This window comes from Paractinoplanes tereljensis (assembly GCF_016862435.1).
GTDB lineage: Bacteria > Actinomycetota > Actinomycetes > Mycobacteriales > Micromonosporaceae > Actinoplanes > Actinoplanes tereljensis.
The window spans coordinates 213,666-239,203 of the sequence record NZ_BOMY01000038.1 but is presented as its reverse complement, the minus strand read 5'-3'; the positions used below and the strand labels follow the sequence as shown (position 1 = coordinate 239,203).

The following is a 25,538-nucleotide window of genomic DNA, read 5'->3' as shown; positions in this document are numbered from 1 at the left end:
ATCCCCGATTAATCCGGCCCGAGCATGATCCGGTCGGGGGGACACGGAAACGAATGGACGAGACGGAAGTACCGTGGTCGGCGACCGGTCTTGATCCACTGGCCGGCCGGGTGCTGGAGTTCCTGGTGGCGGTGCGATCGGCGGACCGCGACGAGGCGGCGTCCGCGGTCGGGGTGTCACCTTCCGAGGCGGAGCGCGCGCTGCGGCACCTGGCCGACTCGGCACTGGCGTCGCCGATCGGCGGTGCGCCACCGCGATGGACGGCCGCGCCGCCGCGACCGTCGCTCGGTGCCCTGCTGGCCCGGCGACGGGCCGAGCTGGCCCGGGTCGAGGACCTCGTGGAGCAGCTCTCCGAGGCGCACGAAGCGGTGTCCGGGCCACGCGCCACCGACGTGGTGGAGGTGCTGAAGAGCGAGGAGGAGGTGCCGGCCCGCTATCGCCAGTTGCTGACCGGAAGTTCGTCCGAGGTGCTGCATCTGGCGAAGCCGCCGTACGTGACGGGGGCGTCGGAGTCGACCCAGGCGGCCGGGGTGACGCCCGGCGTGCAGATGCGATCGGTGTACGAGACGGACGGCTTCACCGACGCCGTGTCCCTGATGACGGCTCTGCGCGGGACCGGGCAGGGCGGAAAACTGCGCCTGACTTCGCAGATCCCGGTGAAGCTGGTGATTTTCGACCGGGCGGCGGCCCTGCTGCCGATCTGGGGCGACCGCCCGTCGTCGGGTTCGCTGGTGGTGCACTCGCCCGCACTGGTGATGGCGCTCGTCGCACTGTTCGAGAGCGTGTGGGAGCGCGCCGAGCCGGTGTCGCTGACCAGACGGCACGATCTGCCGACCTCGGGACGGGACCTGCGAACACGGGAGATTCTGCGCATGATGGCGGTCGGTATGAAGGACGAGACGATCGCCCGGATCCTCAACGTGAGCCGCCGAACCCTGCAGCAGCACATCAGCGACGCGGGTGCGGTGCTCGGGGCCCGGACCCGCTTCCAGATCGCCGTGCTGGCGGCGAAGCGGGGGTGGCTGAGTGACGAGCCTCGGTAACCGCGAAATCTCCACCGGTCGCACGAGGTTCCAGCACGCCGGAACGTGGCTACACTGCTTGCGCTTCTGCGAGGCTACTAGGCCGTACTTACTTGAATGGGACACGATATGAGCAACCCTGGGTCCTACCCGCCGCCGCCCGGCGACGAACCGACACCGCCGCCGCCCTACGGTTCCACGCCGCCGGGGTACGGGTACGCACCGCAGCCGGGAAGTGCGGGGGTCCAGCCCGGCAACCTGACCGACCGGTTCCTGGCGCGGCTGATCGACGGCGTCATCGTCGGCGTCGCGGGCGTGATCCTCAACATCATCATCGGGTTCATCTCGAACTCCTGGTTCATCAGCGGGTTCATCTCCGCGGTGCTGACCGCCGCGCTGTACCTCGCCTACTTCGGGTACTTCGAGTCCACCCGCGGACAGACGATCGGCAAGCAGGCGCTGAAGCTCAAGGTCGTCGGCCCCGACCACGTCGGCAACCCGACGATGGAGCAGGCCATTCGCCGCAACATCTACATGGGCTTCAGCATCGCCGGCATCGTGCCGATCGTCGGCAGCCTGATCGGTGGACTGGCCTCGCTGGCCGCGGTGATCCTGATCGCCGTCCAGATCAACAGCGACCCGCAGCGTCAGCACTGGTTCGACAAGTTCGCCGGCGGCACCCAGGTCCTCAAGGTCGGCTGACCAGCAACGGCAAGTAGCAGCGGGATGGTGCTTCGGTGGGAACCGGAGCACCATTCGCTATTTAGCCGAATGTCGATTGCTGGGAGCCGCGAAGCTTCCGCACGATGACTTAACCGGTGACCCGGCAAACCGGCAGATCTTCCCGAAGCTGGGCGTCAGCTCGCGGGCCCAGCTCGCGTCCCGCATGGCCGAGCAGCTCGGGAAGGTTCCCGACTGATCAGCACAGGTCGCCGGCCGGGGTCAGCTCGTTCATGACCGGGCTCAGGTCCAGCCGGTGGGGGTCGGTGGTCAGTGCAGTCAGGTCGATCGTGGTGCCGAACCAGCCGTCGGTCTTCACGGTCAGCGTCAGCTCGGGTGGCAGGTCGCGGGTCAGCGCGTCGGTGACCTCGGTGTAGCCGGGCGGCACGACGCCGACCGTCACCGTGTCCAGCGTCGTCGCGTCCTTGTTGCGGCGGATCTCCCACAGCGTGGTGCTGCGGTCCCTGATCCCCAGGAACCCCACCGGGCACGACGGGTCGAAGGTCAGCCGCAGCTCGCCGTCGACCAACCGAGCCTCGACCGACGCCTCGCCGGCGGCGCACCCGGGCACGCCGAGCAGCATCGCCGCCGCGATCGCGGCGAGCGCCCGGCGTGCGCGCCTCATCGGGCGATCAGTGCGACGTCCTGCCGCACGCTGACGTCGGACCGGGTCAGCGGCACCGCCGACCGGGACCAGGGGAAGTGGCCGTCGTGGGTCACGTCCACGGTGTAGGAACCGAGCGGTGCCCGGGCGGTGAACCGGCCGGCCGTGTCGGTGGTCGCCGACCCGTCGAGATGCTCGTTCCGGATCAGTTGCACGGTCGCGCCGGCCACCGGCGTGCCGGTGCCCTGATCGGTCACCGTGCCGGTCAGGTAGCCGGGCGCCAGGAAGTCCAGCGCCCCGCCCGGCCGCAGCCTGTCCTGCCGGCAGAGATATTCCAGCGAACTGCCGCCGTAGCCCGGCGCCGCGATGCCGACCGTCACCCCGCCACCCCGCGCGGTCGCGTTGTCCGGCAGGACGGGATATTCGAAGGTGGCCCGGCCGTCCTCGCCCAGGATCGCGTCGAAGGTGGCCCGGCCGGTGCCATCGGGCAGCAGCACGTTCCGCCAGGAGATGGTGAACCGGCGGTTCGGCGCCGTGCCGGTCACCCCGGTGACCACCTGCGACGACGCGTCCAGGGTCAGCGTCTCCCAATAAGGGAAGAGCCCGGCCGAGCCGTTGCCCAGGCAATCGTTCGAGGTCGACTGGTAGGTCTGCGGCTCGAACGTCACGTAGCCGTAGCCGGACACGTAGGCGGTGGTGTAGGTGCTGCCGTAGAACGGGAACGCGAACGGCAGCGCCACCGCGGTCGGCGGGGTGTCCCAGGTCGCGGTGACCGCCAGCGGCGTCGCGGCCGTGACCGGCTGTGCGGTGGCGACCCGGCACTGGTAGCCGAAGCCGTCGGCGCCCTCGTACACGCCGGTCGGGGAATAGACGATCACGTCTGCGGTCACGTCGCCGCCGATGATCGGCTCGAGCAGGGTCCGGCCGTCCTTCATGCAACCGGTCACATTGGCGTACAGCAGGGAGTTGAGGTCGGTCTCCGGGATCTTCTCGAAGCGGAACCGGCCGTCGGCGCCGGTGCGCGCCAGGACCACCTCGCTCGGCAGGCTGCGCACCACCAGCCGCACCCGGGCGCCCTCGATCGGGTTGCCGAGGTCGTCGCGGACGACGCCGCTGACCGTGCGCTCGTTGGCGGTCAGCCGCACGTCGTGCACTACGGTCTCGCCGTCGGTGTCCAGCACCACGGTGCCGCGGTTGGTGCCGAAGGTGGCCAGCGAGATGTCCACCGTGTAGGTGCCGAGCGGCAGCGGCAGCCAATAGGTGCCGTCGGCCGCCACCGTGGTGGTGACCGGCAGGGCGTCGCCGCGGACCGCCTGCACCCGGGCGCCCGCGGCGGCCGAGCCGTCCGGCTTGGTGACCGTGCCGCGGATCGTGCCGGACGTGTGGAACTCCACCGCGGTCCCGGCCGTGAGCGTCTCGGTGTCGAGCGAGTACTCCAGGCCGATCGAGCCCTGCTCGTTCTCGATGCCGACCGAGGCGGCCGCGCCGCGGGCCAGCGGGCCGGTCAGATCGCCGTAATGCACGGTGATGCCGCCCTGCTCGTGCAGTTCCACCGAGAACGTGGCCCGCTGGCTGCCGTCGTCGTAGAACGTCACGTTGCGCCACTCGACCACGAACCGGCGACTGGGCGCGGTGCCGAGGGTCGCCGTGCGCACGCTCGCCGACGCGTCCACCACCAGGTCGTCCCAGAGCGCGAAGACCGCCGAGTTGGGTGGCGAGGCGTTCGGCACCTCGCGGTTGATCGAGTTGTCCAGGCCGCGGTCGAAGGTGAGGAACCCGTTGGTGGCGACCCAGGCCGTGCTGAACCGGCCGCCGTAGAACGGCATCGCGAACGGCAGCGTGACCTGCTGCGACTCGTCGTCGCCGGTGAGCGCCAGCACGGTCGAGCCGGCCACGTACGCCGCCGTGGAGCGCTGGCACTGGTAGCCGGCCGCGTCGAGCCGGGCGGACGGGTTCAGGTCCACGGTCTCGTCCCCGTCCACCGTGACCAGCCGGGTGCCGGCGGCGAGGCACCGGCCCGCGCCGAAGGTCAGCGTGTAAGAGCCGGCCGGCACCCCGGAAATCACGTACCGCCCGTCGGCGCCGGTCGCGACCGCGGCCAGCGGAGTGCCGAGCAGGCGCATCGAGATGCCCGGAGCCGGTACGCCGCCGGTGTCCCGGACCACGCCGGACAGCGTGTGCCGGGCCAGCCCGGCCAGCGTGACGTCGACCGTGGTGGTCTGCCCGGCGGCGATCGTCAGGTCGGGCGGAGTAGCCGGCAGATAACCGAAGCCGGACACGTCGATCCGGTACGAGCCCGACGGCAGGGCCATCGTGTAGCGGCCGGTCGCGTCGGTATTGGCGACCCGGTCGATCCGGTTGCTCCCGGCCACGTGCACGCGGACGCCGGCGGCCGCCGTGCCGCCGCTGCGGACCACACCGGTGAGCGTGCCGGTCGCCCCGCGCGGGGCTCGGCCGACCGCGGCGTACACGTCCATCCGGCCCTCGCCCCAGACCGCGTTGTCGTCGGCATTGCCGCCGCAGGTCGTGTCGGCCACGTCGACCGCGGAGTCGTCGAGCAGCTGCCGGGTCGCGGCGATGTTGCCGATCAGCGACGGCGCGGCCGACCACAGCAGCGCCACCGCGCCGGCCACGTGCGGGCCGGCCATCGACGTACCGTCGTAGACGTCGTAGCGGCTTCCGTTGATGGACGACCGGATCGAGACGCCGGGCGCGGCCACATCGGGTTTGGTCACGGTGGCGCCGGTGGCGCCGCGGCTGGAGAACGAGGCGATGGCGCCGGTGCTGCCGTAGGCGCCCACCGTGTAGCTCTCCGCGTAATCGGCGGGCGAGCCGACCGAGCCGCAGTACGGCCCGTCGTTGCCGGCCGAGAAGACCGGCATGATGCCGACCGCGATCCAGTTGTGCACCATGTCGGCGAAGAACGGGTCGCTGACGGACGAGCCCCAGGAGTTGTTGATGACGTGCGGCGCGAGGTCGGGCCGCGGGTTGCCGTAGGCCTCGTCGAGCGGCGTCATCAGCCATTGCCCGGCCAGCAGCAGGCCGAGCGTGCTGCAACCGCCACCTCCGTCGCACCCGCGAGCCGCCATCCAGCGGGCACCCGGCGCGACCCCGATGTGGTTGGCGTCGCCGTCGTCGCCGACCATCGTGCCCATCGTGTGCGTGCCGTGCCCATTGCTGTCGCACGGACCAACATCAAGACCGCATTGGCCGTACGGGTCGAACCAGTTGTATCGGTGTTGGAAAACACCGCCGCCGAGGTTTCCGCGATAGTGCTCGACCAGCGCCGGGTGGTCGAACTGCACCCCGGTGTCGATGCTGGCCACCACGATGCCCTCGCCCCGGGTGCCGTAGTCGGACCAGACCCGGTCGGCGCCGATGCTGGCCACGTTCCACTCCACCGACGCCGCGGCCGCGACGGCTTCCGACCGGGTCGGCTTCGGCACGGCGAAGGTGCGGACCGCGCGCACCGACTTCACCTCGGGCCGGGCGGCCAGCTCGGCCACGAGCGCCGCGTCCGCGCCGGTCACGGCCACGGCGTTGACGATCCACAGCGAGCGGAACTTGGCGCCGCGCCGCTGCAGGGCATCGACCACCCCGCGCTGGGTCCGGGCCGCGGTTTCGGTCAGGCTCTTCTGGCCGTACGCGACCCGCGCACCGTGCGTCGTACGCTGCCGGGCGCCGCTGAGGTCAGCGTGCTCGCGCAGCTCGACCAGAACGTCGGCGCGCTTGCCCTCGGCCACTGCCTTGGCTTGAGTTGCCGCCGCCGGCACCGCGACCCCGGTGAGGATGAGCAGGAGGACGACCACCGATCGCACGGCGATCACCCGACCCGCGTGTCGAGGAAGGCGAGAGCCTGGTTCACGGTCTTGCCGGCCAACTCGTCGAACGACGCCGAGGCCAGCTCGGTCTCGATCCGGTCGGCGAGCCCGCCACCGCCGGCCGCGCGGTCCGCGGTCGCGTACGCCGTCAGCAGGTCACGCAGCTCGCCGAGCTGGGTGGCGGTGATGACCGTGCTGTCGCCGGCCGTGGTGCCGACCGTGCGGAACATCGGTTCGAGGGTCTGCACGGCGTGCGCGGTCTGCTTCTTGAGCTGCGGGTCCGCGCCCATCAGTTCCACCGCCCGCTCGCCGGAGAGCGCGTAGACACGCTCGTAGTGCCGCAGCGCCGGGGTGCGGGTGGTCGAGAACAGGTCCCGCACGTGCAGCACCGCGGCGAGCACCGCGTCGACGCCCGGACCCTGCGGGTCGAGGCCGTCGAGACCGCCGCCGGACAGCGACGAGTCGGCGATGCACAGGCAGTCCTGGCGGGGCTGCTCGAACACGCCGTCCACCCCGACCGCGGTCCAGGCCGCCTCGGCCTCCTTGGCCTCGGCCGAACTCTTGCCGTACAGCTTGTTGGCCGACTCCATGAAGCCGACCCGCGAGTCGGTGAAGCGGGCCCGCGGCGACAGGTACGTGGTCAGCGTCCGGTACGCGATCTTCGCGGCCTTCTCGATGCCGATCTTCGTCGACAGCAGATAGAACATCTTGTTCTGGATGCCGCTGTTGCTGTGCACGCCACCCCAGTCGCCGCAGCCCGACTTGAACTTGTGGTAGTTGTCGGGGTCGCCGAATATCTCCGGGAAGGCCATGCTGCGAATCGCGCCGATCCCCGGGATCTCCGCACCCATCAGCCAGTCGTTGGACTTCCGGACGTAGTTCTCGACGGCCTCACCGAAGATGTCGGAGAAGCTCTCGTTGAGCGCGCCGGACTGGTACATGTACCAGAGGTCGGCGGTGGAGAACGTGACGCCGTGGGTGAGCTCGTGCGCGGTCACGTCCAGCACCACCATGTCCTCGCCGTAGATCATGGTGTCGATGTCACCGGGCACGAACGCGGCGTTGACCCACTTCTCGTCCTTCTTCTGCCGCACCCGCACGACGGCGTTCAGGTCGCCGCCGGTGCCGTTGTAGCTGTCCCGGCTGTGCACGTTCGAGTAGTAGTCGTAGACCTGGCCCAGCCGGTCGTAGGCGTCGTTCACGTCGGCCACGTCGGACGGGCCCTGACCCTCCACCCGCTTGGGGAGGATGGGCAGCTCGGTCAGCTTGTTGGCGTCCCGGATCGAGCGGTGCTTGGCCTCGCTCGCCCGGGGCAGCGCGTAGACCAGACGGCCGCCGGTGGCATCGACGAAGTACACGTTGGACACTCCCGCCGCCGGATCGGCCAGCCACACCTGCCAGGCCAGCACGGTCGGGCTGGCCCGGCCCGGGTCGGCGTCCGCGGGCAGCAGGGCCAGCCGCACCGGCTCGGCCAGCCGCCCGCCCGGCAGCGCCAGCCGGGCGGTGGCCAGCGCGGCGCTGTCGGCCACCGTGGCCTTGGTGGTCGGCACGGCGAGCGCGGGCTCGGCGCCGTTGGTCACGAACTCGACGGTCCGCCCGGTGCGGTCGAGGTGCAGACCGACCCGCGACCCGAGCACCGGGATGCCGTCGATGTGCTGCTCGAACCAGAGGTGCCGCTCGCCGGTGGGGTCGCGCTGCTCGCGCAGGGGCCGCAGCTGCGCACCCGGGTCAGCCATCCCGAACAGGCCGGCATGCTGCTTCAGCCAGGCCCGCGCGTCTCCGCCGAACGGGCTGCTCATACCCACCATGGACGGAGTACCCCGCCACGGGTCGTTGCTGACCAGGGCGACGCCGCCGCGCTCGGCTCTGGCTTGCTCGAGGGCCGCCGCCACACCGGGCCGGTGATAGCCGACCGGCGCGGCCGTCATGCCACCGGCGAACGGCCGCACCCGCCCGTCACCAGGCCCGGCCACAGCGGGCCGGGCGGCCGTGAAGCCGGCCGCCACCAGGAGCAGGGCGGTGGCCGTGGCCATCCGCCGGGTGCGGGCAGGCCACCCACCGGGCGCGACCGTGACGGCTACGCCGCGGGTCGCGCGGGTCGCGCGGGTCGCCAGCAGCGCGACCGCGGACCAGGCGAGCGCGGTGAGCGCGACCCAACCGGCCGGTGCGTGAACGCGGAACAGCGGGTCGGCCGGCAGAGCGCCGGCGAGGGCGACGAAGGCGGCGAGCGCCGCGGCGTAGCCGGTGGCCGCCGCCACCGCGAAGGACGCCGCACGCCGGCGGACCGCCAGGCCCAGCCGGGCGGCGCTGAGAGCGGGCCCGAGCGCGATGAGCGCCAGCGGCGAGCCGTCAAGAAGCAGCAGGATCGGGTTGAGCCGGCCGCCGGCCCACTCGACCGGAGCGCCGGTGGCGGCCGCGACGGCCACGGCCAGGCCGCCCGGCCCGGTGCCGAGGAACCCGGCGATCATGCCGGCGTCCCCGCCGGCCGAGGCCAACCCGAGCAGAACAAACCAACAGATCAGGACCGCGAAGGCAGCGGCCGCCAGCCCGGTCCAGACAGCACGCAGCACATATCGCAACGACATGACAGACTCCCCCGTGAAGTGCTCATCCCTGTCGATGGGTGCAAAGAGACTGGCACGTTTGGCCTGCAAGGCCGGGCCGTCGAGGGATCGATGTGTCCACTGTGCACAAAGACCGAAAACACCCGCCGGGTCGGTCAACGCGTCATCCCTGCCAGCCGTCCATTGTGGAGTCGCCGCCGGGGGACTGCGACCCGAGGCTAGGGAGGGGCTACTCGGAACGGGAGGACCGTCCGGGCAGAACGTCGACTGGATCGGTCACCGGAATCCGTCTCCTACTATGGACAATCCCGCCCAGGTATGGGGTGGCATCGTCTTTCGTCTGCTCAGATAGCCGAGCTGGACCTCGCGCAGGGCGTCGACCGGCGGCTCGCCGGCCGCCAGCCGCTGGTAGAAGGCGCCTAGCAGGGAGGCGGTGGTGGTGCCGGCGATGTCGATGGTTCCGGCCAGCACCCAGCGAGCCCCGGCCAGCAGTGCCGCCGTCGGGAGGCCGAGCGGTTCCACCGCCGTCCGCAGATCGATGCGGCCGGCCCAGCACGCCGGCATCAGGACCCCGTCGGGCAGCCGGCCGGTCAGCAGCTCGGCCGCGGTCAGCGGGTCGTCCTCGGCGAGCATCAGAGCCTGGCCGAGGCCCCTCGCCTCGGTGCCGTGCACGCTCAGCACCACCAACGCCTGATCGCCGGCATCGGCCAGGGCGGTCCGCACCCGCTCGCGGGGCACCAGAACAGCCTCCGGGAATGCCTGGACCAGCAGCGGTTTCTCGCGCTGGGTGCCGGGCAGGGCCGGATCGAGGTACGCGATGACGCCCGACCCGGATCGCGGCGGCCGGGACCGGATCGAGGTCCACAGGGTGATGGCCGGCACGATCGCGATCCGGGCCAGCTCGGCCAGGTAGCGCGAGCCGATCCGGATGGCCGCGACCGGCACCGGCCCGAGCAGGCCACCGGTCGACACCACCAGCGGCGGTTCGGCCCCCGACGCGAGCAATTCGGCCAGGCCGGGCGGGATGATCGCGGCACCGAGAGCGGCCAGTTCGTCGTCCTGCGGCACGGCGGCGAGACCGGGCTCACCGGCGTGATAGCGGTCCAGCCACCGGCGTACCGGATCGGGCAGTTCCACCTCGTCGACCTGGGGTGTCCCGTCCGGTGGCAACCAGATTCGGTTGCAGATGGTGTTCTCGTCCTCCAGCACGTCGAGCAGGAGAGCGTGACCGCCCGGCGGCAGGGCCGCGACCGTGTCGGCGAGATTCGCCGGCTCGGGGGTGACGGCGCGCCGCAGCTCGACGGTGGTCAGTCGCTCCAGCCGCCGGTACAGCTCGGGAAGCCGGGCCGTGCCGCGGGCCAGGGCGATCGTGTCAACCAGGTCGCGCAGTTCGGTGCTGAAGCGGGTGCCGCCGCGGACGAACGCCGACATGGCCTCGGCGCGGGCGGCGGTCGCCACCGCGAACGCGCTCATCCCGTCGCCGGCCCGGGCGGCGCAGTGCATGGCCAGGATGTACGCCTGCCGCTGGTCGCGGTAGAACGTCTCCCGGTCGGCCGGGGAGCTGAGCCGCCGCCCGGCCCGCTCGGCGAGCTGGAACGCGGCCACCGCATGGTCGCGGGCCTCGTCGACCCGTTCGTCGAGGATGAGCTGATAGGCCAGCTGGTAGTGGGCGATCGACGCGGCGCTCGGATCGGCGTCCTCATCGAGCGGGCGCAGCGCCTGGCCGAGCATCTCGACGGCGGTCGCCCGGTCGCCCCGATCCCGGGCGATCATGGCCCATTCCACCGCGGCCTGGGACAGGTCGCGGGCGGCCTGCGGGCCGGTGCCGTAGGGCAGGCCGGCGAGCCGGGTCTCGGCGGCGCCGAGGTCGCCGGTCAGCCGGTCGAGCCGGGCCAGGAACAGCTCGCACAGCATCCGGTTGCCGGGCTCGCCGTCGCCGAGACGCAGTGCCTGGTGGAACCGGCGCCGGGCGTAGGGCGCGGCGGCCGGATCCTCCGGGACCGCGAGCAGCCGCAACTGGCCGAGTCGCCGGGCGGCGTGGGCCGCGCCGAGGGCGCGACCGGCCCGGAGGTACGCGACGAACGCGCCGCCGTACGCCCGCCGGGCGCCCTCCTCGTCGCCGATCTGGTCGAGCACGGCGCCCAGTTCCCGGTCGGCGTTGGCCACCCCGATCCGCCGGCCCAGCGCCGAGTACCGCTCGCGGGCCTCGGCCAGCAGCTCCCGTGCCCGGTCGAAGTCGCGGCTGATGCGGGCCGACACGGCCCCCTGATGGCAGAGGTCGGCGCGCAGCTGGTCGGTGCGGTCCGACGGCGGGCAGCGGTTGAGCACCCCGGCCAGCTCGGTGAGCAGTTCACGGCCGTCCAGGAAGCGATAGCCGAGGTGGGCGACCACGACCCGCTGGGCGAGCGTCTGCCCGACGCGCAACCAGTCCCGCTGCGTGGTCGCCACGGTCGCCGCCGCCGTCAGGAACCGGTCCGCCTCGGCGAGCCGGCCTCGGTTGCGGGCCAGGATGCCGGCCTCCAGGAGTGCCTCCGAGACCAGGTCGGCCGGTTCGCCGAGAGCGATCACCCGCTGGTAGGCCGCGGCGGCCTCGTCCGGCCGTCCGCCGGCGGCCCGCAACCACGCCCATTCCAGCAGGATCCGGCCGCCCACCGCGGGGGAGAGGTCATCCCGGGACGCGTACGGGGTGAGGAGCCGTTCCGCCGTCGCGAGTTCGTGCCGGTCGACGTGGGCGGCGGCGGTCCGCCAGATGGCCAGCGCCTCGTCGTCCACCGAGCTCACCCGCAGAGTTCATCACGAACCGGACGCGGAATGAGTGGGCCGTACAGCCGGTGCCGCAGCTGACCCGGGACGCTGTGGGCGCCGAGGTGGAGGGCCTGGAGAGCCAGGAGGACGGCAGCCGCATCGAACGTCTCGCCGGATGGCTGTGGCAGGCCGGGATGGCCGACCGCAACGACTTCCGGTACGCCCCCTCCGCCCGCATCCTGCGGACCGCACAGGCGCGCGCCGGCGAACCGAGCTGCGGGCCCGATACCCGGACCTGGTGGGCGACCGGTCGACCCGGTTCGCGCACCCTTTCTTCTGGGGTGCCTTCACGGTGACCGGGGCGTGACCGTCAGCCGGAACGGCTAGTGGTTTCGACCGAGAGCGGGGCCGCCCCGCAATGGTTAAGGTCCCCATCATGGATTTACCGGGCAGCTGGGACTACGAGACCGTCCAGGATGCCGTCGACGTGCTGCAGGACCTCGTGCTGTGGGAGATGAGCACGCAGCGCTGGGAGCACGTCGCCGCGATTCTCGGCCGGATCGACGCGGCACTGGGTGCCCGCGACGCCGACGAGCTGCGCCAGGCGGTCGCCGAGCTGGAGATCAGCGGACCGGTCCGGATCCTGCGGATCGGCGGCAAGACCGTCACCGGGGTCCCGCAGCCGGTCCTGGACCTGCGTAACACGCTGGTCCACAAGCTCACGCCGGAACGCCGGAACGCCCCGGAGGACGATCGTGGCCGCCAGCAACCTCGTTGAGCCGGAGTTCGTCGCGCACCTGTTCGCTCCGCTCGACGGGCCGGACGCCGCGGCCGGCCTGGCCGGCGTCCGCACCCTGTGGGAGAACTGCCGCCGCCAGCTCGGGATGACGCAGCCGATCGTCGAGGCGGACCTGCCCGGCGAACTACCGGACGACCCGGCGAGCAGCCCGGACGGCGCACTGGCCGGACTGCAGGATCCGGCCGTCGGCTATCAGGCGATCGCTCGCCGCGAGCACGACATCCTGAACTTCTCCTTCGCCATCGCCGCCCCCGGCGCCGCCCCGCGGGCCCGGCCCCGGCTCGCCGCTGCGGCTCCGCCCGGCTGGTACGAGTTCACCCGTTGGTGGGGCAATCTGGGTGGCGGTGCGGCCGCGCTCGGCGGCGCGGTCGTCTACCTCGCCAAGACCGGTGACGTCACGGCGGTCGACCTGCGGGCCGAGGTGCCCCGGCAGGACGACGACGCCGACTCCTGGTGGGAGCACGGCTACCCGCTGCACGGGTTCGCCGCGTGGGAGACGGCGGCGGCCGGCGTCCACCCGAACCGCCGGCTGGTGCTGCTGGCCGGCCTGGACCAGGACGTCGAGATCAGCCGGTTCACCTGGAGCGATGGCGGGACCGCCCTGCCGCCGATCGGCCGGTACCTGATGCATGCCGCGAAGCTGCGCTACTTCGCCCGGGTGCTCGGCGACGGCCGGGCGCTCGCCCGATTGCGGGAGCTGACGAACGGCCGCGCTGACGAGCTCGCCGAGCTGCTGCGCGACCCGGAGCGCGAGGGTGAGGTGCCGGAACGTGCCGCCGGGCTGACCGCGGCCGAGGCCGAGGTGGTCGGCTCGATCAGGGCGCTGCGGCAGATGCGGGAGAGCGCTGACATCGCCCGATCCAACATGGCCCGATCGCTGCCCGAGGCGCTGCCGGGCGACGCCGGGCTAGCCGACTGGCTGATCGACCAGCTCGGCCGGGACACCGCGCTGATGGCGGCCACCCGGGAGCAGGCGGAGAGCATCCGGCTCATCCTGGGGACGCCATTACCGCCGGTGCTGCGGACGCCGCCGCCGGCGCAGCGGGCGCCGGTGCCCCCGGTGACCGAGGCGCCTGTCGAGCACCGCGTCGCCTTCAACGTCGACGTGGTGAGCTACAGCTCCCGCTCGACGCCGATGCAGGAGGCGGTACAGCAACGTCTCGGCGGCATGGTCGAGCGGGTCCTGGCCGGCCTCGGGCTCGAGCTGAACCAGACCGATCGGCAGGACAGCGGTGACGGCGTGATCGCCGTCCTCCCGGCGTCGGTGTCGTCGCAGGTAGCCCTGCCGCAGCTGCTGCACGGCTGGCGGGCACAACTGGCCGCGGACAACGCCGGGCATCCGGAGGACCGGATCCGGCTGCGGCTGTCGGTCGGGTCCGGGCAGTTCCGCGTGGGTGCGACCGGGTTCCTCGGCCAGCCCATCATCCGGATCGGCCGAGTGCTGGACAGTGCGGCGTTGCGCGGTGTGGTTGTCGAGCATCCCGACGCGGACCTGGTGGTGGGCGTCGCCGACCGGCTTTACGAGGATGTCGTGGGCGAGGGCTATCCGGGTCTGGGGCCGGAGGAGTTCGAGCTGCTCCACATCAGTGTCAAGTCCTACCGTGGACAGGCCTGGTTGTGGGCCGGAGGCGTGGCCCTGTCGTCGTCGACCGGGAACCGCGGCCCAGTTCCGGGGACGGCTCGCGACATCCTCGTCATCCACGGCCCGGGCCCGCGCCCGCGGAAGGACGTCGTCGAGCTGCTGCGCGCGATGGACCTGCGCCCTCTTGACTGGGAGGAGGCCGTGAAGGGCACCGGCAAACTGGCGCCTCGCACCGATGAGGTGCTCGACGAAGGCTTCGCCGCCGGGCCGGGCATTCTCGTCGTGCTCACTCCCGAGGACCTGAACGACGGGGAATCGCACGCCCGGGCCCGGGCGGTCCGGGCGCTGGAACGGCAGCCGGACCGGACGCTGCTGGCCCAGATCGGCCGGTTGGACGGGGCCGGGGACCTGGGCCGCCGGGACACCGTGCGCCTCAGTGCCGACACCGAGGCCGCGCGCATCCTGTTCCAGTACCGGATCGCGCAGCGTCTGCGGAACGTGGGCTACCCGGTCGACACCGTCGGTGACGGTTGGCTCGACGGGGGACGCTTCGGCGGTCTGCTCTGAGCGTCAGAGCAGCCATCCGGTCATGACACCGAGCACGATCGAGCCGGCCAGCAGCAGCTCGACGATCCGCGGTTCGGGAGGTCGGTGCGGTAGTGGTCCGGGGCCGAGCAGCCGGTCGAGCTCGACCGCCATGGCCGCCCGCCGATGTCCCCACGGCGGCGCCAGGAGCGCCGCCAGCTCCTCGCGCGGCCGGGACCGCATCACGTCGACGACCCGCGCGGTCTGTCGACGGTTGCCCACCGCCACCCCCACCCGGGACACCACCACCAGAACCAGGGCGGCCCAGGCCGGCCAGGTCAGATGCCGGCCGGTTACCGCGAGGGCGCCGCCGAGCGCCAGGCCGAGCAGCACGGTGCCCACGCGGTTGAGCACCAGCACGGCCGTGGACACGCTCCGCGGCGCGGGACCGGCCGTGCGAAGCTTCGCCATTCGCGCGGCGATCCGGCCGGGCGGCTGCGCCAGCAGCCCGGACACCGGCACCCCGGCCCTCGCCCACGAGTCGCGCAGCCAGTCGTCCCCGGCGAACTCGGCGGCCATCCGATCGGCCGCCCCGGAGACCACCGCATGCCCGTAGTACTGCTCCAGCCGCGGGGAAAGCCGCTCCACGGCCCAGCTGCGGTACAGCAGGACCAGCAGCAGCGGCCCGATCAGCCACCAGAAGTAGTCGGTGGCCAGGTAGAGCAGCACCGCGGCGAACACCGCCTGAACCAGGAACTGCAACCGGGCGGTGCGCCGCTCAGCCGGGCGATCCACGGTGATCATGCGCCGAGTCCGATCAGGGTGAGGCCGGCCCATTCCCGCGGATGAGACTGGGTTCGGCGCAGATCCAGAGCGGCCCCGTGAGCCGCCCGTTCCACCGGTTCGCCGGCCGCGAGCCGCCGGTAGAGCCGGCGCATGTACTTGGGCGCGATCGTGTCGCCGATCGGCCACCGGCTCACCAGAACCGCGCGCGTACCCGCCGCGAACAGCGCATACGCCAGGCCGACCGTGCCCTCTCCGGCTCGCGGCTCACCCTTGGCGGTGTCACAGGCGGAACAGACCACAAGATCCGAGCAGAGATCAAAATCCGCCAACTCGTACGCGTACAGAAAGCGCTCGCCGGTGAGCGGGAAACCCGAGTACAGCGGCCGTCCGTCGCGGATCACACCGTGCATCGCGAAGTGCACGTACCGGGCGCCGGCCGCGCGTTCCCGGATCGCGTCGACGGTGACGTCCGAGCCGGTCAGCGGCGGTTCGCCGGCCAGGATGTCGGCTGCCACCTCCACCTCGCGCAGCGAGCCGGGCAGTGGGACCTGGCCCGGTGCGTCGGCCACCGCGAACCCGGCGAACGGTCGCTCCGGCCGTCGGCCGCGGCGGTCGGCGCCGAACCGGCCCAGGATGGTGGCCGACGGAATCGACCACACCACCGACCGTTCGGCCAGCGGCACGCCGTCCAGCTCCAGCGCCTCGAACGGCAGCATGGCCAGCATCTCGCCGGCGCACACCGCGAGGTTGCCGAGCTGATCGGCGATCGGCCGCAGCAGCCATTCGCCGAGCCGGCCGAGTGCCTCGGCCGGGGCGCTGCTCTCCCCGTCATGACAGGCGGCGCTGACCTCGTCGACGGCCGCCGCGATGGCGTCCACGTCGGCGTCCAGGCGGGTGAAGGCGAAGCTCCCCTTCCGTACGGCGAACAGGAACACGCCGTCGTCGGTGACCTCGTAGACGGCCACCGTGGTCGAGTCGTCGAGGCAGCACTGCACCTCGGCGACGGTGCACGGCTTCGGGTAGTCCCGATCGGCCGTCCGGGGATCGAGCGCTCGCAGGCGTACCCGCAGAAGTTCGGCCTTTTCCTCCAGCCGGTCCCGTATCCCGTCGAGTGCGGCGCCGGGCGCCGCCTCTATCCGGCGGTAGAGGGCGCCGAGCCGGCGCCGGGTATCCTCCAGCTCGGCCACGACCTCGGCGGCCGCACCCACCAGCGGCCGGGCCGGCGCGGTGTCGGTGAGCATCTCGGCGAGGGCCCGGGCCCGGAAGCTCTCCGCCGCATGGAACGCGACCGCCGCGTCCGCGGCGGTGCCGTTTCGCCAGGCCGCCTCGATCCGGCCGTGGTACGCGGACCGGGCGGTGCCGAACAGCAGGCCGAGCCCCGGTTCGTCGGCCGAACCGGGCCGCATGGTCTCGGCCACCGCGATCGCCCGGTCGAAGCAGTGCGCCGCCTCGCCGACCGCCCCCTGGTCGAGCCGGAACCGGCCCAGCGTGATCTGCACCCAGCGCAGTTCCGGCAGCACCGGGGAGATCCGTTCGCAGACGTCCCGGGCCGTCTCCAGCATCGCGCACGCCCGATCCGGCTGTCCGAGCTGGTCGTAGGCGATGGCGAGCGCCATACGTAGCCCGGTGCTCTGCCGCCCGGCGGTCCGCGCGTCCGCCAGCGCACGCTCGCCGACCCCCACCGCGGCGGCCGGGTCGTCGGCCTCGAGCAGTTGCCAGGCGCGCGAGGCGCGCATGGCGGCGAGCTCGGCGCCATGCGGGGCGATGGCCTCGGCCAGACCGATCGCCTCGTCGAGCAGCGGCCCGGCCTCGTCGGCTGCGCCGGCGCCGGCCAGCGAGTCGGCCAGGTTGTGCAGGGCGATGGCCAGCGGCAGCGAATCGGGCTGCCGCCGGCGGCGGATCGCGATCGCGCGTCGCTGCCAGCGTTGTGCTTCCACCGGTTGCTGCAGGTTCGCGTACGCCTGAGCGAGGTTCCCGGCGATGTGCGCCGCCACCACCGAATCCGGTGGCGCCACGGCGAACTGCTGGTTCAGGCTTACCAGAGCGTCGCTGAACTGCCCCTGGGCCATCAGGTGGAACGACCGTTCCTCGGCCAGCTGCTGGACCGTTCCCGCCGCCAGGCCGGCGAGGGACGCGGCGCGTTCGATGGCCAGGACGGCATCGCCGGGGTAACCGGCCGCCTGGTGATTGATCGCGATGTTGTTGAGGCTTGTCGCGATGGCGTCCGGGCTCCGGCCGATTCGCTTGTCGATCTCCAGGGCCTGGTGCAGGACGCGGTCCGACTCGGCGAACATGCCGAGCCGCTCGTAGGTCACGCCGAGGTTGTTCAGCACGATCGAGACATCGTCGGACTCGTGGTAGGACACCTCGGCGTAGCGTCGCATGGCCTCCTCCAGACAGCCGCGGGCCAGGTCCGGGCGGCCGCGTTCGAGCTCGATCTCGCCGAGCACGGTCAGCCCGTCGGCGGCGGCCCGCACCCAGCGCAGCTGCGTCAGTGGGGACTGCCACCACCCGCGCGCCCGCTCGATGAGGGCGAGTGCACGACCGTACTCGGCGCGTGCGTCCGCGTACTCCTCGGCCGCGCGATGGCGGTCACCCGCCGCGATGTGCCGGCGGACCCGAGCCGACCTCCCGGCGACCATGCGGAAAGCATGATTTCCGCCCGCACCCCGGGGAATGCTCCGTTCGGCCGACCCGATCCGGGCAAGGTGAGTGTCCCCACCCCGTCCCTATGTCGCCGTAGGTGTTGCGCGGGCGGCGGGGCGGCCAGCATGGGTTCGCGCCGTGCGTTCGGCCGGTGCGCTGGGAAGGGAGTTGCTGTGCGATCGACAGTGCGTCGCGTGCTTGCCGTGGTGGCGGCCACCGTGGTGGCGGTGGCCGGGGTGAATGTCGGCCCCGCCTTCGCTACCACGGAGCCGGATTTCGGGCCGTTCAACTCCAGCGGGGACTGCGGCACGTCCGTTTACATCGATGCCTACAAGATCAAATATTGGGCCTGTGCGTGGAACATCGCGCCGACCGTGATCACGGGTATCGCCATCCATAACTACGGGACGGGCACACAGACCGTGACTGCCAGCTGGCAGCGCTGGTACAACTACATGTCCTCGCAGGCACACCTGGACAGCTACGAGACGTACTTCTCCGGGGTGACGATCGACCCCGGTGAGACCTTCACCATCTACAACAACACGGGTCAGGACGGGCCGGAGAGCCTCTGCTCCGACAACTCGGGCTGCTACGTCAAGGGCGCCAAGGGTTACGTCGACGTCAAGGGCGCCAAGGGAGTCGTGGTGGCGCACGGTGCCTCGGCGTACTCGCCGCTTCAGTCCATCGAGGACTGGTGCCTCGAAGGGCCGGAGATCGCCAACTGGCCCAACCTGAACCGCTGCGACAACGACTGAGGCTACGGCTGGTAACGGCCCATGTTTTGCCTCACCCGGCCGACGTACGGGTCAAGGCGGGTGGGAATGCCGTTGGCTTTGACGATCGTCGTGGCTGAGGTGCGGTACGACCCGGCCAGCAGCAGGGCCGGGTCGCCGGGGATGCCCGCCAGCCGGGGTGCCAGGAAACAGAGATAGCGGCCCATCGCCGCGATCGACATGCTGGGGGAGAACGGCGGCGCCGGCACCACCGCGCGCTGGCCCTCGGGCAGGTAGAAGCGCAGCACGCTCGGCGTCCAGCGGGCGATGCCGTACTCGTCCTTGGCCGGATCGCTGAGTCCGGCGTCGAAGTCGCTCTCGGCCTGCAGCATCGCGGCGATCAGCACCGGGGAGACGCCGGGCTCGTTGCAGCTCTGGGCGGCCGCGACGATCAGCCGGCGGTACTGCGGAGGGATGCCGGCCCCGGTACGTAGCAGGTCGGGGCGGTATTCGTCGGTGTTCGGCCGCTCGGATCCGGTCACCGCGAACAGGGTGGCGATCAGCATCAGGAGCAGGACGGCCGGAATGGCGAGCCGGGAGCGGGTGCGGGCCGGCGGTCCGTCCAGCTCGCGGATCCGGGCCAGCACCTCGGTGGCGTCGTGCGCCTGGCGCTGGGCGTGGGTGGGGGCCAGGCAGTCCCGGACGATCGGCCGCCACCCGCCCGGTAGCCCGCGCAGGATCAGCTCGCCCTGGCCGGCCGCGTACCGGTCGGCGGCCAGCGCACGGGCCCGGGCGGTCGCCCCGTCGAACGGCGATCGGCCGCTGAGCAGCTGGCACGCGGTGATGCCGAAGGCCCAGATGTCGGCGCTCGCGCGTACCGCAAGACCGCGCTCACCCAGCGCTTCCTCCGAGCGTTCGGGTGGTACGTAGTCGGAGGAGCCGACCGGGGGCAGGTAACCGTGGGTGCCCTCCAGCTCGACCGCCAGGCCGAAGTCGGAGAGCCGCACCGAGCCGTCCGGCATGACCAGGATGTTGTCGGGTTTCAGGTCGCCGTGCACCCAGCCGGCCGAGTGCAGCTCGACCAGGCCCTCGCAGGTTTCGGCCAGCAACCGCGGCGCGTCCGGCACCGGCTGCCCGGCCGCCTGCCGTAACCGGTCGGCCAGCGACGCGGCGGCCCGCTCCAGCACGATGACGACGGCCCCGTCGAGTTCGGGGTGGGCCGGGTCGTCCAGGGTCAGCACCTCGAGGGAGCGGATCAGCCGGTGGCCGGTCAGCCGGGCGTGCCCGCGGGCCTCCCGCTCGGCCATCTCCCGCAGGTGGCCGACCTGACGCGGGGTCACCGTGCCGGTGGGCAGGAACTTGAGCGCCACCTCGGCATCGCCCCCGGCCGCGGCGTACACGCTGCCCCACTGCCCGGTGGCGATCGGCTCGGTGACGACCCATCGGCCGGCCCGGTACCCGAGCGGCACCGAGACCGCCCAGCCGGCGGTCGAGACGTCAGTCCCCATGCACCGACGCTCGCCGGGTAAGACGGGAGGGGAGAAGTTCCAGGTGCTCCTCGCGTACGAGATCGAAACGGAGCGCGAGCGAGACGACCGCCTCGCGCCGGAATCCGCCGGGGTCGGCGGCGCGTTCGCCGGCGGCGTTGCGGATCCGCAGCTTCTCCCGGGCCAGATAGTCGACGTGGAAGTTGACCGCGTCGGCGGTCAGGTCGCGGCAGGACGGCAGCGGGCGGAGCCGTTCGACCACCGACGGCACCGACGGGATGGCCACCACCGACTCGTCGCGCAGCCGCCGTTCGCAGAGGGCCACCAGGACCAGGAAGTACTTCGCGGTCTGGTCGAGCGGGAACGCGGACAGGGTGCCGCTGCCGTCGCCCGGCCCGGTGCGGTGCGGATCGAGGTGGGCGTGCGACGGGGCGAAGATCCGGAAATGGACCGGGGCGGGCCGGCCGGGCAGGACCACGCGGGAGATCTCGAACGGTACGGGCGCCCCGACCCGCCCGGGCGTCACCTTGACGTGCTCGCCCGCACCCTCGGGGTTCTCCACCACGTACGTGGCGGTGCGGCTGTAGTTGGTGAGCGCCCAGTAGTCCTCGGCGGCCGTCACCTCGCCGGCCAGCCGGGCCACCGCCGGGTCGTCGAGGGCGAAATCGACCGGAGTGTCGGGAGCGCCGCGGCCGAATCGCACCGATTCTCCGGGTGCCAGACGCAGCAACCGCGGTACGCGCTCATCGCCCGGCAGCTCGATGATCAGCGTGTGCAACCGTCCCCCTGAGTCCAGCCGGCGCAGTGCGCCGCCAAAGTATCGGCAATGTTGAAAAGCGTCAATATTCGACCTCGTAGGTGCCGCGAACCGGCGCGGCGCCCGATTCTCGGGAGTGCCTCGCCGAAAGCCGCGAGCTACCTGTGAGAGGTGCCGGATGCTGCGCCCCGCGATGCTGATCCTGTCGGTCATGTCCCTGGTGCTGGGCGGCGCGGCCGTACCGGCGCGGGCCGAACCCGTCCGCGCCGACGCCGAGGCCGATGTCGTGGTGCTCGGCCAAGGCGACCAGGACGGCTTTCACCTTCTGGCCGCCTCCGAACAGGACGGGTACGCCTGGCGGACGGTCGCGTCGCTGAGCGAGCCCGGCGTCGAGACCGACCGCTGGATCGGCAATGTCTGCGTGACCGGCTCCGGCGACCGGGCGGTCGTCGTCTACGCGCCGCGGGCCTGGACCAACTCGCCGGTGCTGGCCGAGCGGGGCGGCCTCACCGCCGTGGTCGACCTGGCCACCGGAGCGGTCGACAAGGTGCCGGTGCGTTCCTCGCTGGCCTACTTCAGCCCCGGCTGCGGCGCGGGGGAGCAGGCCGTGATCACCCAGTCCCGCGGCGAGGACGACAGCGCGGACGGCAGCGCGGCGCGGACCCGGCTGGTCACGGTGGACACCGTCCGCGGTACGGCGAGCGAGCCGGTCGACGTCGCCGGTCAGATCACCTCGGCGGTGCCGGCGTCCGGGCGGATCGTCGCGGCGGCCGCCGGCCGGCTCGTCGCGGTACGTCCGGACGGCCGCCTCGACACGCTCGCCCGGACCGCCTCGACGCCGTCCCGGATCACCCCCGACCAGGCCGGGGGCGTGGTCTACCTGGACGCGGCGGGCGAGCGGGGCGAGATCCGGCGGGTGCCGGCGACCGGTGCGTTGCAGCGCTCCACGCTGCTCGCCGACGGGCCGCTGCGCTCGGTCGACGTGCGGTCCGGCGCGCACGGCTCGGTTCAGCTGACCGGGTCACTGACCCGTCGTGCGGCGCTTCCTTCGGCCGTACGGGTCGTCGACGGCACCGTTCCGCTGGCGACCTCATCGCTGGGTGGGTTCAGCATCGACGCCGACCGGACCGCCACCCCGGGCAGCGCCGCCTGGACCGCCCAGCTCACCCGGGCCACCGCGGCGACGACCTACACGGCGCGGGTGGCGAGCACCGGCCGCACCTTCCGAACCACCGCCCGGCCCGGCGAGCGACCCTCGGCCCGGATCGCCGAGGGCTCAGCACCGCACCCGCTGAGCGGGCTGGCCCGCACCGGCGGGGCTTTGACGGCCGTCGCCGCCGATACCGACCCGGTCGACGCCGACGCGACCTGCGCGATCCCCCGCAACGACCCGGACACCCAGGTCGAGCAGCCGACCCCGCGGCAGGTGGAGTGGGCCGCCGACCAGGCCGTGGTGGGCAACCTGACCCTGACCCGCGAGGCCAACTGGCACCAGGCGCACATGAGCTCGTCCTGGTCGCCGCAGGGCCTGTTCCCGCGGCTCGAGCTCACCGGCGGCGGCCGCGTCCCGGTACAGATCTTCCTCGGCGTCATGTCCCAGGAGTCCAACCTGTGGCAGGCGTCCGGCCACTCCCTGCCGGGCGTGCCGGGAAACCCGCTGATCGGCAACTACTACGGCCGCGACATCTATGACGAGGACGAGTCGAACGACTGGGACATCGACTTCTCCGAGGCGGACTGCGGATACGGCGTCACCCAGATCACCGACGGTATGCGCAAGCCCGGGCACCTCCGGCCCGATGAAGTCGCGCTCACCCCGTTTCAGCAGCGGGCGGCCGCGGTCGACTACGCCACCAACATCGCGGCCGGGTTGCGGATCCTGCAGGACAAGTGGAATCAGACCCGGGCGGTCGGGATCGTGCACAGCAACGGCGATCCGCAGCACCTGGAGAACTGGTTCTTCGCGGTCTGGGCGTACAACAGCGGACTGCATCCGCAGTCGAAAGCGGCTGAGAACGACGGCGCGTGGGGGCTGGGCTGGCTGAACAACCCGGTGAACCCGCGCTATCCGGTGAACCGCGGGTTCTTCGGCGCGAACGGCTCGGACGCGGCCAACCCCGGCAAGTGGCCGTACCCGGAGAAGGTCATCGGGTTCGCGGCGTACTCGATCGCGACCTCGGACGGGCCGGGCTTCCGGGCCGCCTGGTGGACGTCGAACGGCAACCGGGACAAGGCCAAGCCGTCGATCGGCACGTTCTGCACGGTGGCCGGCAACCACTGCGACCTCTCCGGCCAATACACCCCGAACGCCGACGAGGTACTTGGTGAGAAGGCCGGGCCGTGCAGCCACCTCAACCAATACCTGCAGTACGACCTCAAATGCTGGTGGCATTCGCCGGTGACGTTCAACGACTGCGCCGGCGGGGCTTGCGGGCACGAACTGCTGCGCTTCGACGCCACGTACGGGGAACAGCCGGACGGCATCAACTCCACTCCGCACTGCGACCGGTCCGGGCTACCGGCCGGGTCGGTGGTGGTCGACGACGTACCGGCCACGGTGGCCCCGATCCAGACCGGCCAGCGACCATGCGGCGCCAACTTCGGGCCGAACGCGGGAACTTTCGCCTTCGAGTTCGCCGCCGACTACCAAGGACGCTATCCCTCCAAGGTGGACACTCATCAGATCGGCGTCGGTTTCGGCGGGCACGCCTGGTTCACGCACACCGTTGCCCCGTACAACCTGGGCGGCAAGCTGAAGGTCACCGGAACCTGGACGTTCACCAACGCGTACACCGGCTGGGCGCGCGTCCTGGTGCACATGCCGGACGTCGGTGCGCACACCCAGCAGGCGGCGTACGCGATCGGGCTCGGTGACGGCCGGGTCAAGACCCGGTACGCCCTGCAGAACACGCAGCACAACGACTGGAAGTCGCTCGGCGTCATGCAGTTCGCCGGCCGGCCGACCATCAGGCTCTCCAACGAGACCTGGGACGGGACCGGCGACGACGACATCGCCTGGGACGCGGTGGCGATCCAGCCGCTCGCGGCGAAACCGGCCGACTTCGTGGTGGCGCTGGGTGACTCCTACACGTCCGGCGAGGGCGCCGCCGACACCGCCAGCCTCGACTACTACCGGGAGTCGAACGTCGACGAGGGCCACGTCCGGAACAAGTGCCACCGGTCGAAGCTGTCCTGGCCGCGCAAGGCCGTGCTGGCCGACAATGCCAACGAGCAGCTCGGCACCCGGGCCGACCGCTGGGACAACACCCTGGACTTCCAATTCCACGCGTGCTCGATCGCGGAGACGTTCAACATCAATCCGCGGCACAGCAACGACGACGGGCAACCCATCGAGAACGCGCTCGGGAAATGGTCGGGCGGCCAGTGGGGCGAGGTCTCGCAGATCGACAAGGGCTACCTGGACGAGAACACCACCCTGGTGATGCTGTCGATCGGCGGCAACGACGCCCGATTCAAGGACGTCATTATGGAATGCCTGTTCTGGGCCGGCCTCAAGGCGTGCCAGGACGCCCACCTGAGCGGCGAGTCCGATCCGCTCTCGGTCTCGGTGCCCCGATCGATAAACGGCCCGGTCAAGGCCTCGATCACGCAGACCCTGCAGGAAATCCACAAACGGGCCCCGAACGCCAAGATCATGCTGATGGGCTATCCGCGACTGTTCGAGAACGACGGTCAATGCGTAATCGGCATCGGAACCGACGAAGCGCCGTGGATCAACCAGATGTCCACCGACGTAGTGGCCCCGATGATGAAGGGCGTCGCGGACGACCTGCGCGCCGCCGGAACACCGGTCTACTTCGGCAACCCGACCAGCTACTTCACCGGCCAGGCAATCTGCGGCAGCCCAGAAACCATCCACGGCATCCGGTCCGACGTCAACGAGTCCTTCCACCCAAAGCTCGCCGGCACCACCCACTACGCCGACGCGGCAAACGCCACCCTGCGCCAAATGGGCCTGTAGATCAGGACCGCGAGATTCAAAAACCCTTTGCGGTACGCGCGACGCCGTGGACAACCGCAATTCCCCCCGACCGCCGCCACCGCGCGACCAGAGTGCAACACCGGCGCGTGCCGCGCCAATCGCGCAACCGAAAACCCACCCTTGGAGGCTTGCTTTGCTCACCAATACGCGCTGCTCTGCGTACCTCTGGTAAGCGCGCGAGCTCAGGCCCGTTTCAGGCCGGGCGCACACCACGGGAACCGGGCCGCCCGCGCACCAGACACCGCCCGCCAGAGGACCTGATATGCCGGATATATCGGTGCCTGCTGGTGAGAGCCGGCGCGATCTTGCGGCTCTGCTGTTCGCTCCGAGCGGTAAGTCTTCAGCGTCTGCGAGCCGGAGCGGGGCCGGGAAGATCCGGACGCGGAACCGGTCAGCACGGCGGGGGCAAAAAACGCAAAACGCCCTGCCGCCTGGAGCGGCCAGCCTGGCGCTTACCCGAGGCGCGCAGAGCAGCGCGTATGGGTAAGCAGAGCAAACCGTCGAACAGGCTGATGTTTGTCCTGGTCGGCGGGGACCGCCGGCACCCGCTGGCGGGGCGGTGGGGTTGGGGGTCTTGGGTCGGGACCGCCCGTAGCGGGCGCGCGGAGGGTGAGTCCCGCTCAGCGGGACCGAGTGCTACGGGAGTGGTCCGGCGCGCGTACGGATAAGGGATCTTTCTTTACCGGCGAAGCCGCCTGTTCCGGACACCCACCCCTGGCGAGAGTGGGCAGTCTGCGTTCCGGCACGGCGACCGATGTGGC

15 protein-coding genes are annotated in these 25,538 nt (G+C 71.7%); 7 read left to right on the top strand and 8 right to left on the bottom strand.

Going from position 1 to position 25,538, the window contains the following annotated elements; all coding sequences use genetic code 11:
* Positions 1–53 precede the first annotated feature (53 nt).
* A complete protein-coding gene (locus Ate02nite_RS29490; RefSeq protein WP_203811096.1) occupies positions 54–1,043 on the top strand; it encodes a helix-turn-helix domain-containing protein in 990 nt (329 codons plus the stop codon).
* A gap of 108 nt (positions 1,044–1,151) precedes the next feature.
* Positions 1,152–1,724, top strand: a complete 573-nt coding sequence (locus Ate02nite_RS29485) for an RDD family protein (RefSeq protein WP_203811095.1) — start codon at positions 1,152–1,154, stop codon at positions 1,722–1,724.
* A 217-nt stretch (positions 1,725–1,941) separates the two neighbouring features.
* Here the strand turns inward: Ate02nite_RS29485 and Ate02nite_RS29480 are convergent, their stop codons facing one another.
* The 4 genes from Ate02nite_RS29480 to Ate02nite_RS29465 form a co-directional block, all read right to left on the bottom strand.
* Positions 1,942–2,367, bottom strand: a complete 426-nt coding sequence (locus Ate02nite_RS29480) for a hypothetical protein (RefSeq protein WP_203811094.1) — start codon at positions 2,365–2,367, stop codon at positions 1,942–1,944.
* Positions 2,364–6,164, bottom strand: coding sequence for an NIDO-like domain-containing protein (locus Ate02nite_RS29475; protein ID WP_203811093.1), 3,801 nt, complete (start codon positions 6,162–6,164; stop codon positions 2,364–2,366). The genes Ate02nite_RS29480 and Ate02nite_RS29475 overlap by 4 nt, the downstream gene beginning before the upstream one ends.
* Positions 6,165–6,169: 5 nt before the next feature.
* A complete protein-coding gene (locus Ate02nite_RS29470) occupies positions 6,170–8,752 on the bottom strand; it encodes a M4 family metallopeptidase (protein ID WP_203811092.1) in 2,583 nt (860 codons plus the stop codon).
* A gap of 255 nt (positions 8,753–9,007) precedes the next feature.
* On the bottom strand, positions 9,008–11,512 hold the full coding sequence (locus Ate02nite_RS29465; RefSeq protein ID WP_203811091.1) for a CHAT domain-containing protein: 2,505 nt from the start codon (positions 11,510–11,512) through the stop codon (positions 9,008–9,010).
* Between the two features lie 50 nt (positions 11,513–11,562).
* Here Ate02nite_RS29465 and Ate02nite_RS29460 point away from each other — a divergent pair, with 50 nt between their 5' ends.
* The 3 genes from Ate02nite_RS29460 to Ate02nite_RS29450 all read left to right on the top strand — a co-directional run bounded on the left by Ate02nite_RS29460 (position 11,563) and on the right by Ate02nite_RS29450 (position 14,424).
* The gene (locus Ate02nite_RS29460; protein WP_203811090.1) at positions 11,563–11,832 is read left to right on the top strand and encodes a hypothetical protein; all 270 of its coding nucleotides are present in this window, start codon (positions 11,563–11,565) and stop codon (positions 11,830–11,832) included.
* An 80-nt stretch (positions 11,833–11,912) separates the two neighbouring features.
* The gene (locus tag Ate02nite_RS29455; RefSeq protein WP_203811089.1) at positions 11,913–12,254 is read left to right on the top strand and encodes a CATRA system-associated protein; all 342 of its coding nucleotides are present in this window, start codon (positions 11,913–11,915) and stop codon (positions 12,252–12,254) included.
* Positions 12,232–14,424 carry a CATRA conflict system CASPASE/TPR repeat-associated protein gene (locus Ate02nite_RS29450; protein ID WP_203811088.1) on the top strand — a complete coding sequence of 731 codons (2,193 nt, stop codon included), beginning with the start codon at positions 12,232–12,234 and terminating at the stop codon, positions 14,422–14,424. Before Ate02nite_RS29455 ends, Ate02nite_RS29450 begins: the two co-directional genes overlap by 23 nt.
* Positions 14,425–14,427: 3 nt before the next feature.
* Here the strand turns inward: Ate02nite_RS29450 and Ate02nite_RS29445 are convergent, their stop codons facing one another.
* On the bottom strand, positions 14,428–15,186 hold the full coding sequence (locus tag Ate02nite_RS29445) for a hypothetical protein (RefSeq protein WP_203811087.1): 759 nt from the start codon (positions 15,184–15,186) through the stop codon (positions 14,428–14,430).
* Positions 15,183–17,810, bottom strand: a complete 2,628-nt coding sequence (locus Ate02nite_RS29440; RefSeq protein ID WP_203811086.1) for a CHAT domain-containing protein — start codon at positions 17,808–17,810, stop codon at positions 15,183–15,185. The genes Ate02nite_RS29445 and Ate02nite_RS29440 overlap by 4 nt, the downstream gene beginning before the upstream one ends.
* A 177-nt stretch (positions 17,811–17,987) precedes the next feature.
* Between Ate02nite_RS29440 and Ate02nite_RS29435 the strand changes: the two genes are divergently transcribed.
* Complete coding sequence (locus Ate02nite_RS29435) at positions 17,988–18,572, top strand: hypothetical protein (RefSeq protein WP_203811085.1); 585 nt, start codon at positions 17,988–17,990, stop codon at positions 18,570–18,572.
* Positions 18,573–18,574: 2 nt separating this feature from the next.
* Here Ate02nite_RS29435 and Ate02nite_RS29430 read toward each other — a convergent pair whose 3' ends face one another.
* Both Ate02nite_RS29430 and Ate02nite_RS29425 read right to left on the bottom strand, forming a co-directional pair.
* The gene (locus Ate02nite_RS29430; protein WP_203811084.1) at positions 18,575–20,038 is read right to left on the bottom strand and encodes a serine/threonine-protein kinase; all 1,464 of its coding nucleotides are present in this window, start codon (positions 20,036–20,038) and stop codon (positions 18,575–18,577) included.
* Positions 20,028–20,720 carry a serine/threonine protein kinase gene (locus tag Ate02nite_RS29425; RefSeq protein ID WP_239147783.1) on the bottom strand — a complete coding sequence of 231 codons (693 nt, stop codon included), beginning with the start codon at positions 20,718–20,720 and terminating at the stop codon, positions 20,028–20,030. The genes Ate02nite_RS29430 and Ate02nite_RS29425 overlap by 11 nt, the downstream gene beginning before the upstream one ends.
* Positions 20,721–20,952: 232 nt before the next feature.
* On the opposite strand from Ate02nite_RS29425, the gene Ate02nite_RS29420 reads away from it, so the two are divergent.
* The gene (locus Ate02nite_RS29420; protein WP_203811083.1) at positions 20,953–24,756 is read left to right on the top strand and encodes an SGNH/GDSL hydrolase family protein; all 3,804 of its coding nucleotides are present in this window, start codon (positions 20,953–20,955) and stop codon (positions 24,754–24,756) included.
* The last annotated feature ends 782 nt before the right edge of the window (positions 24,757–25,538 follow it).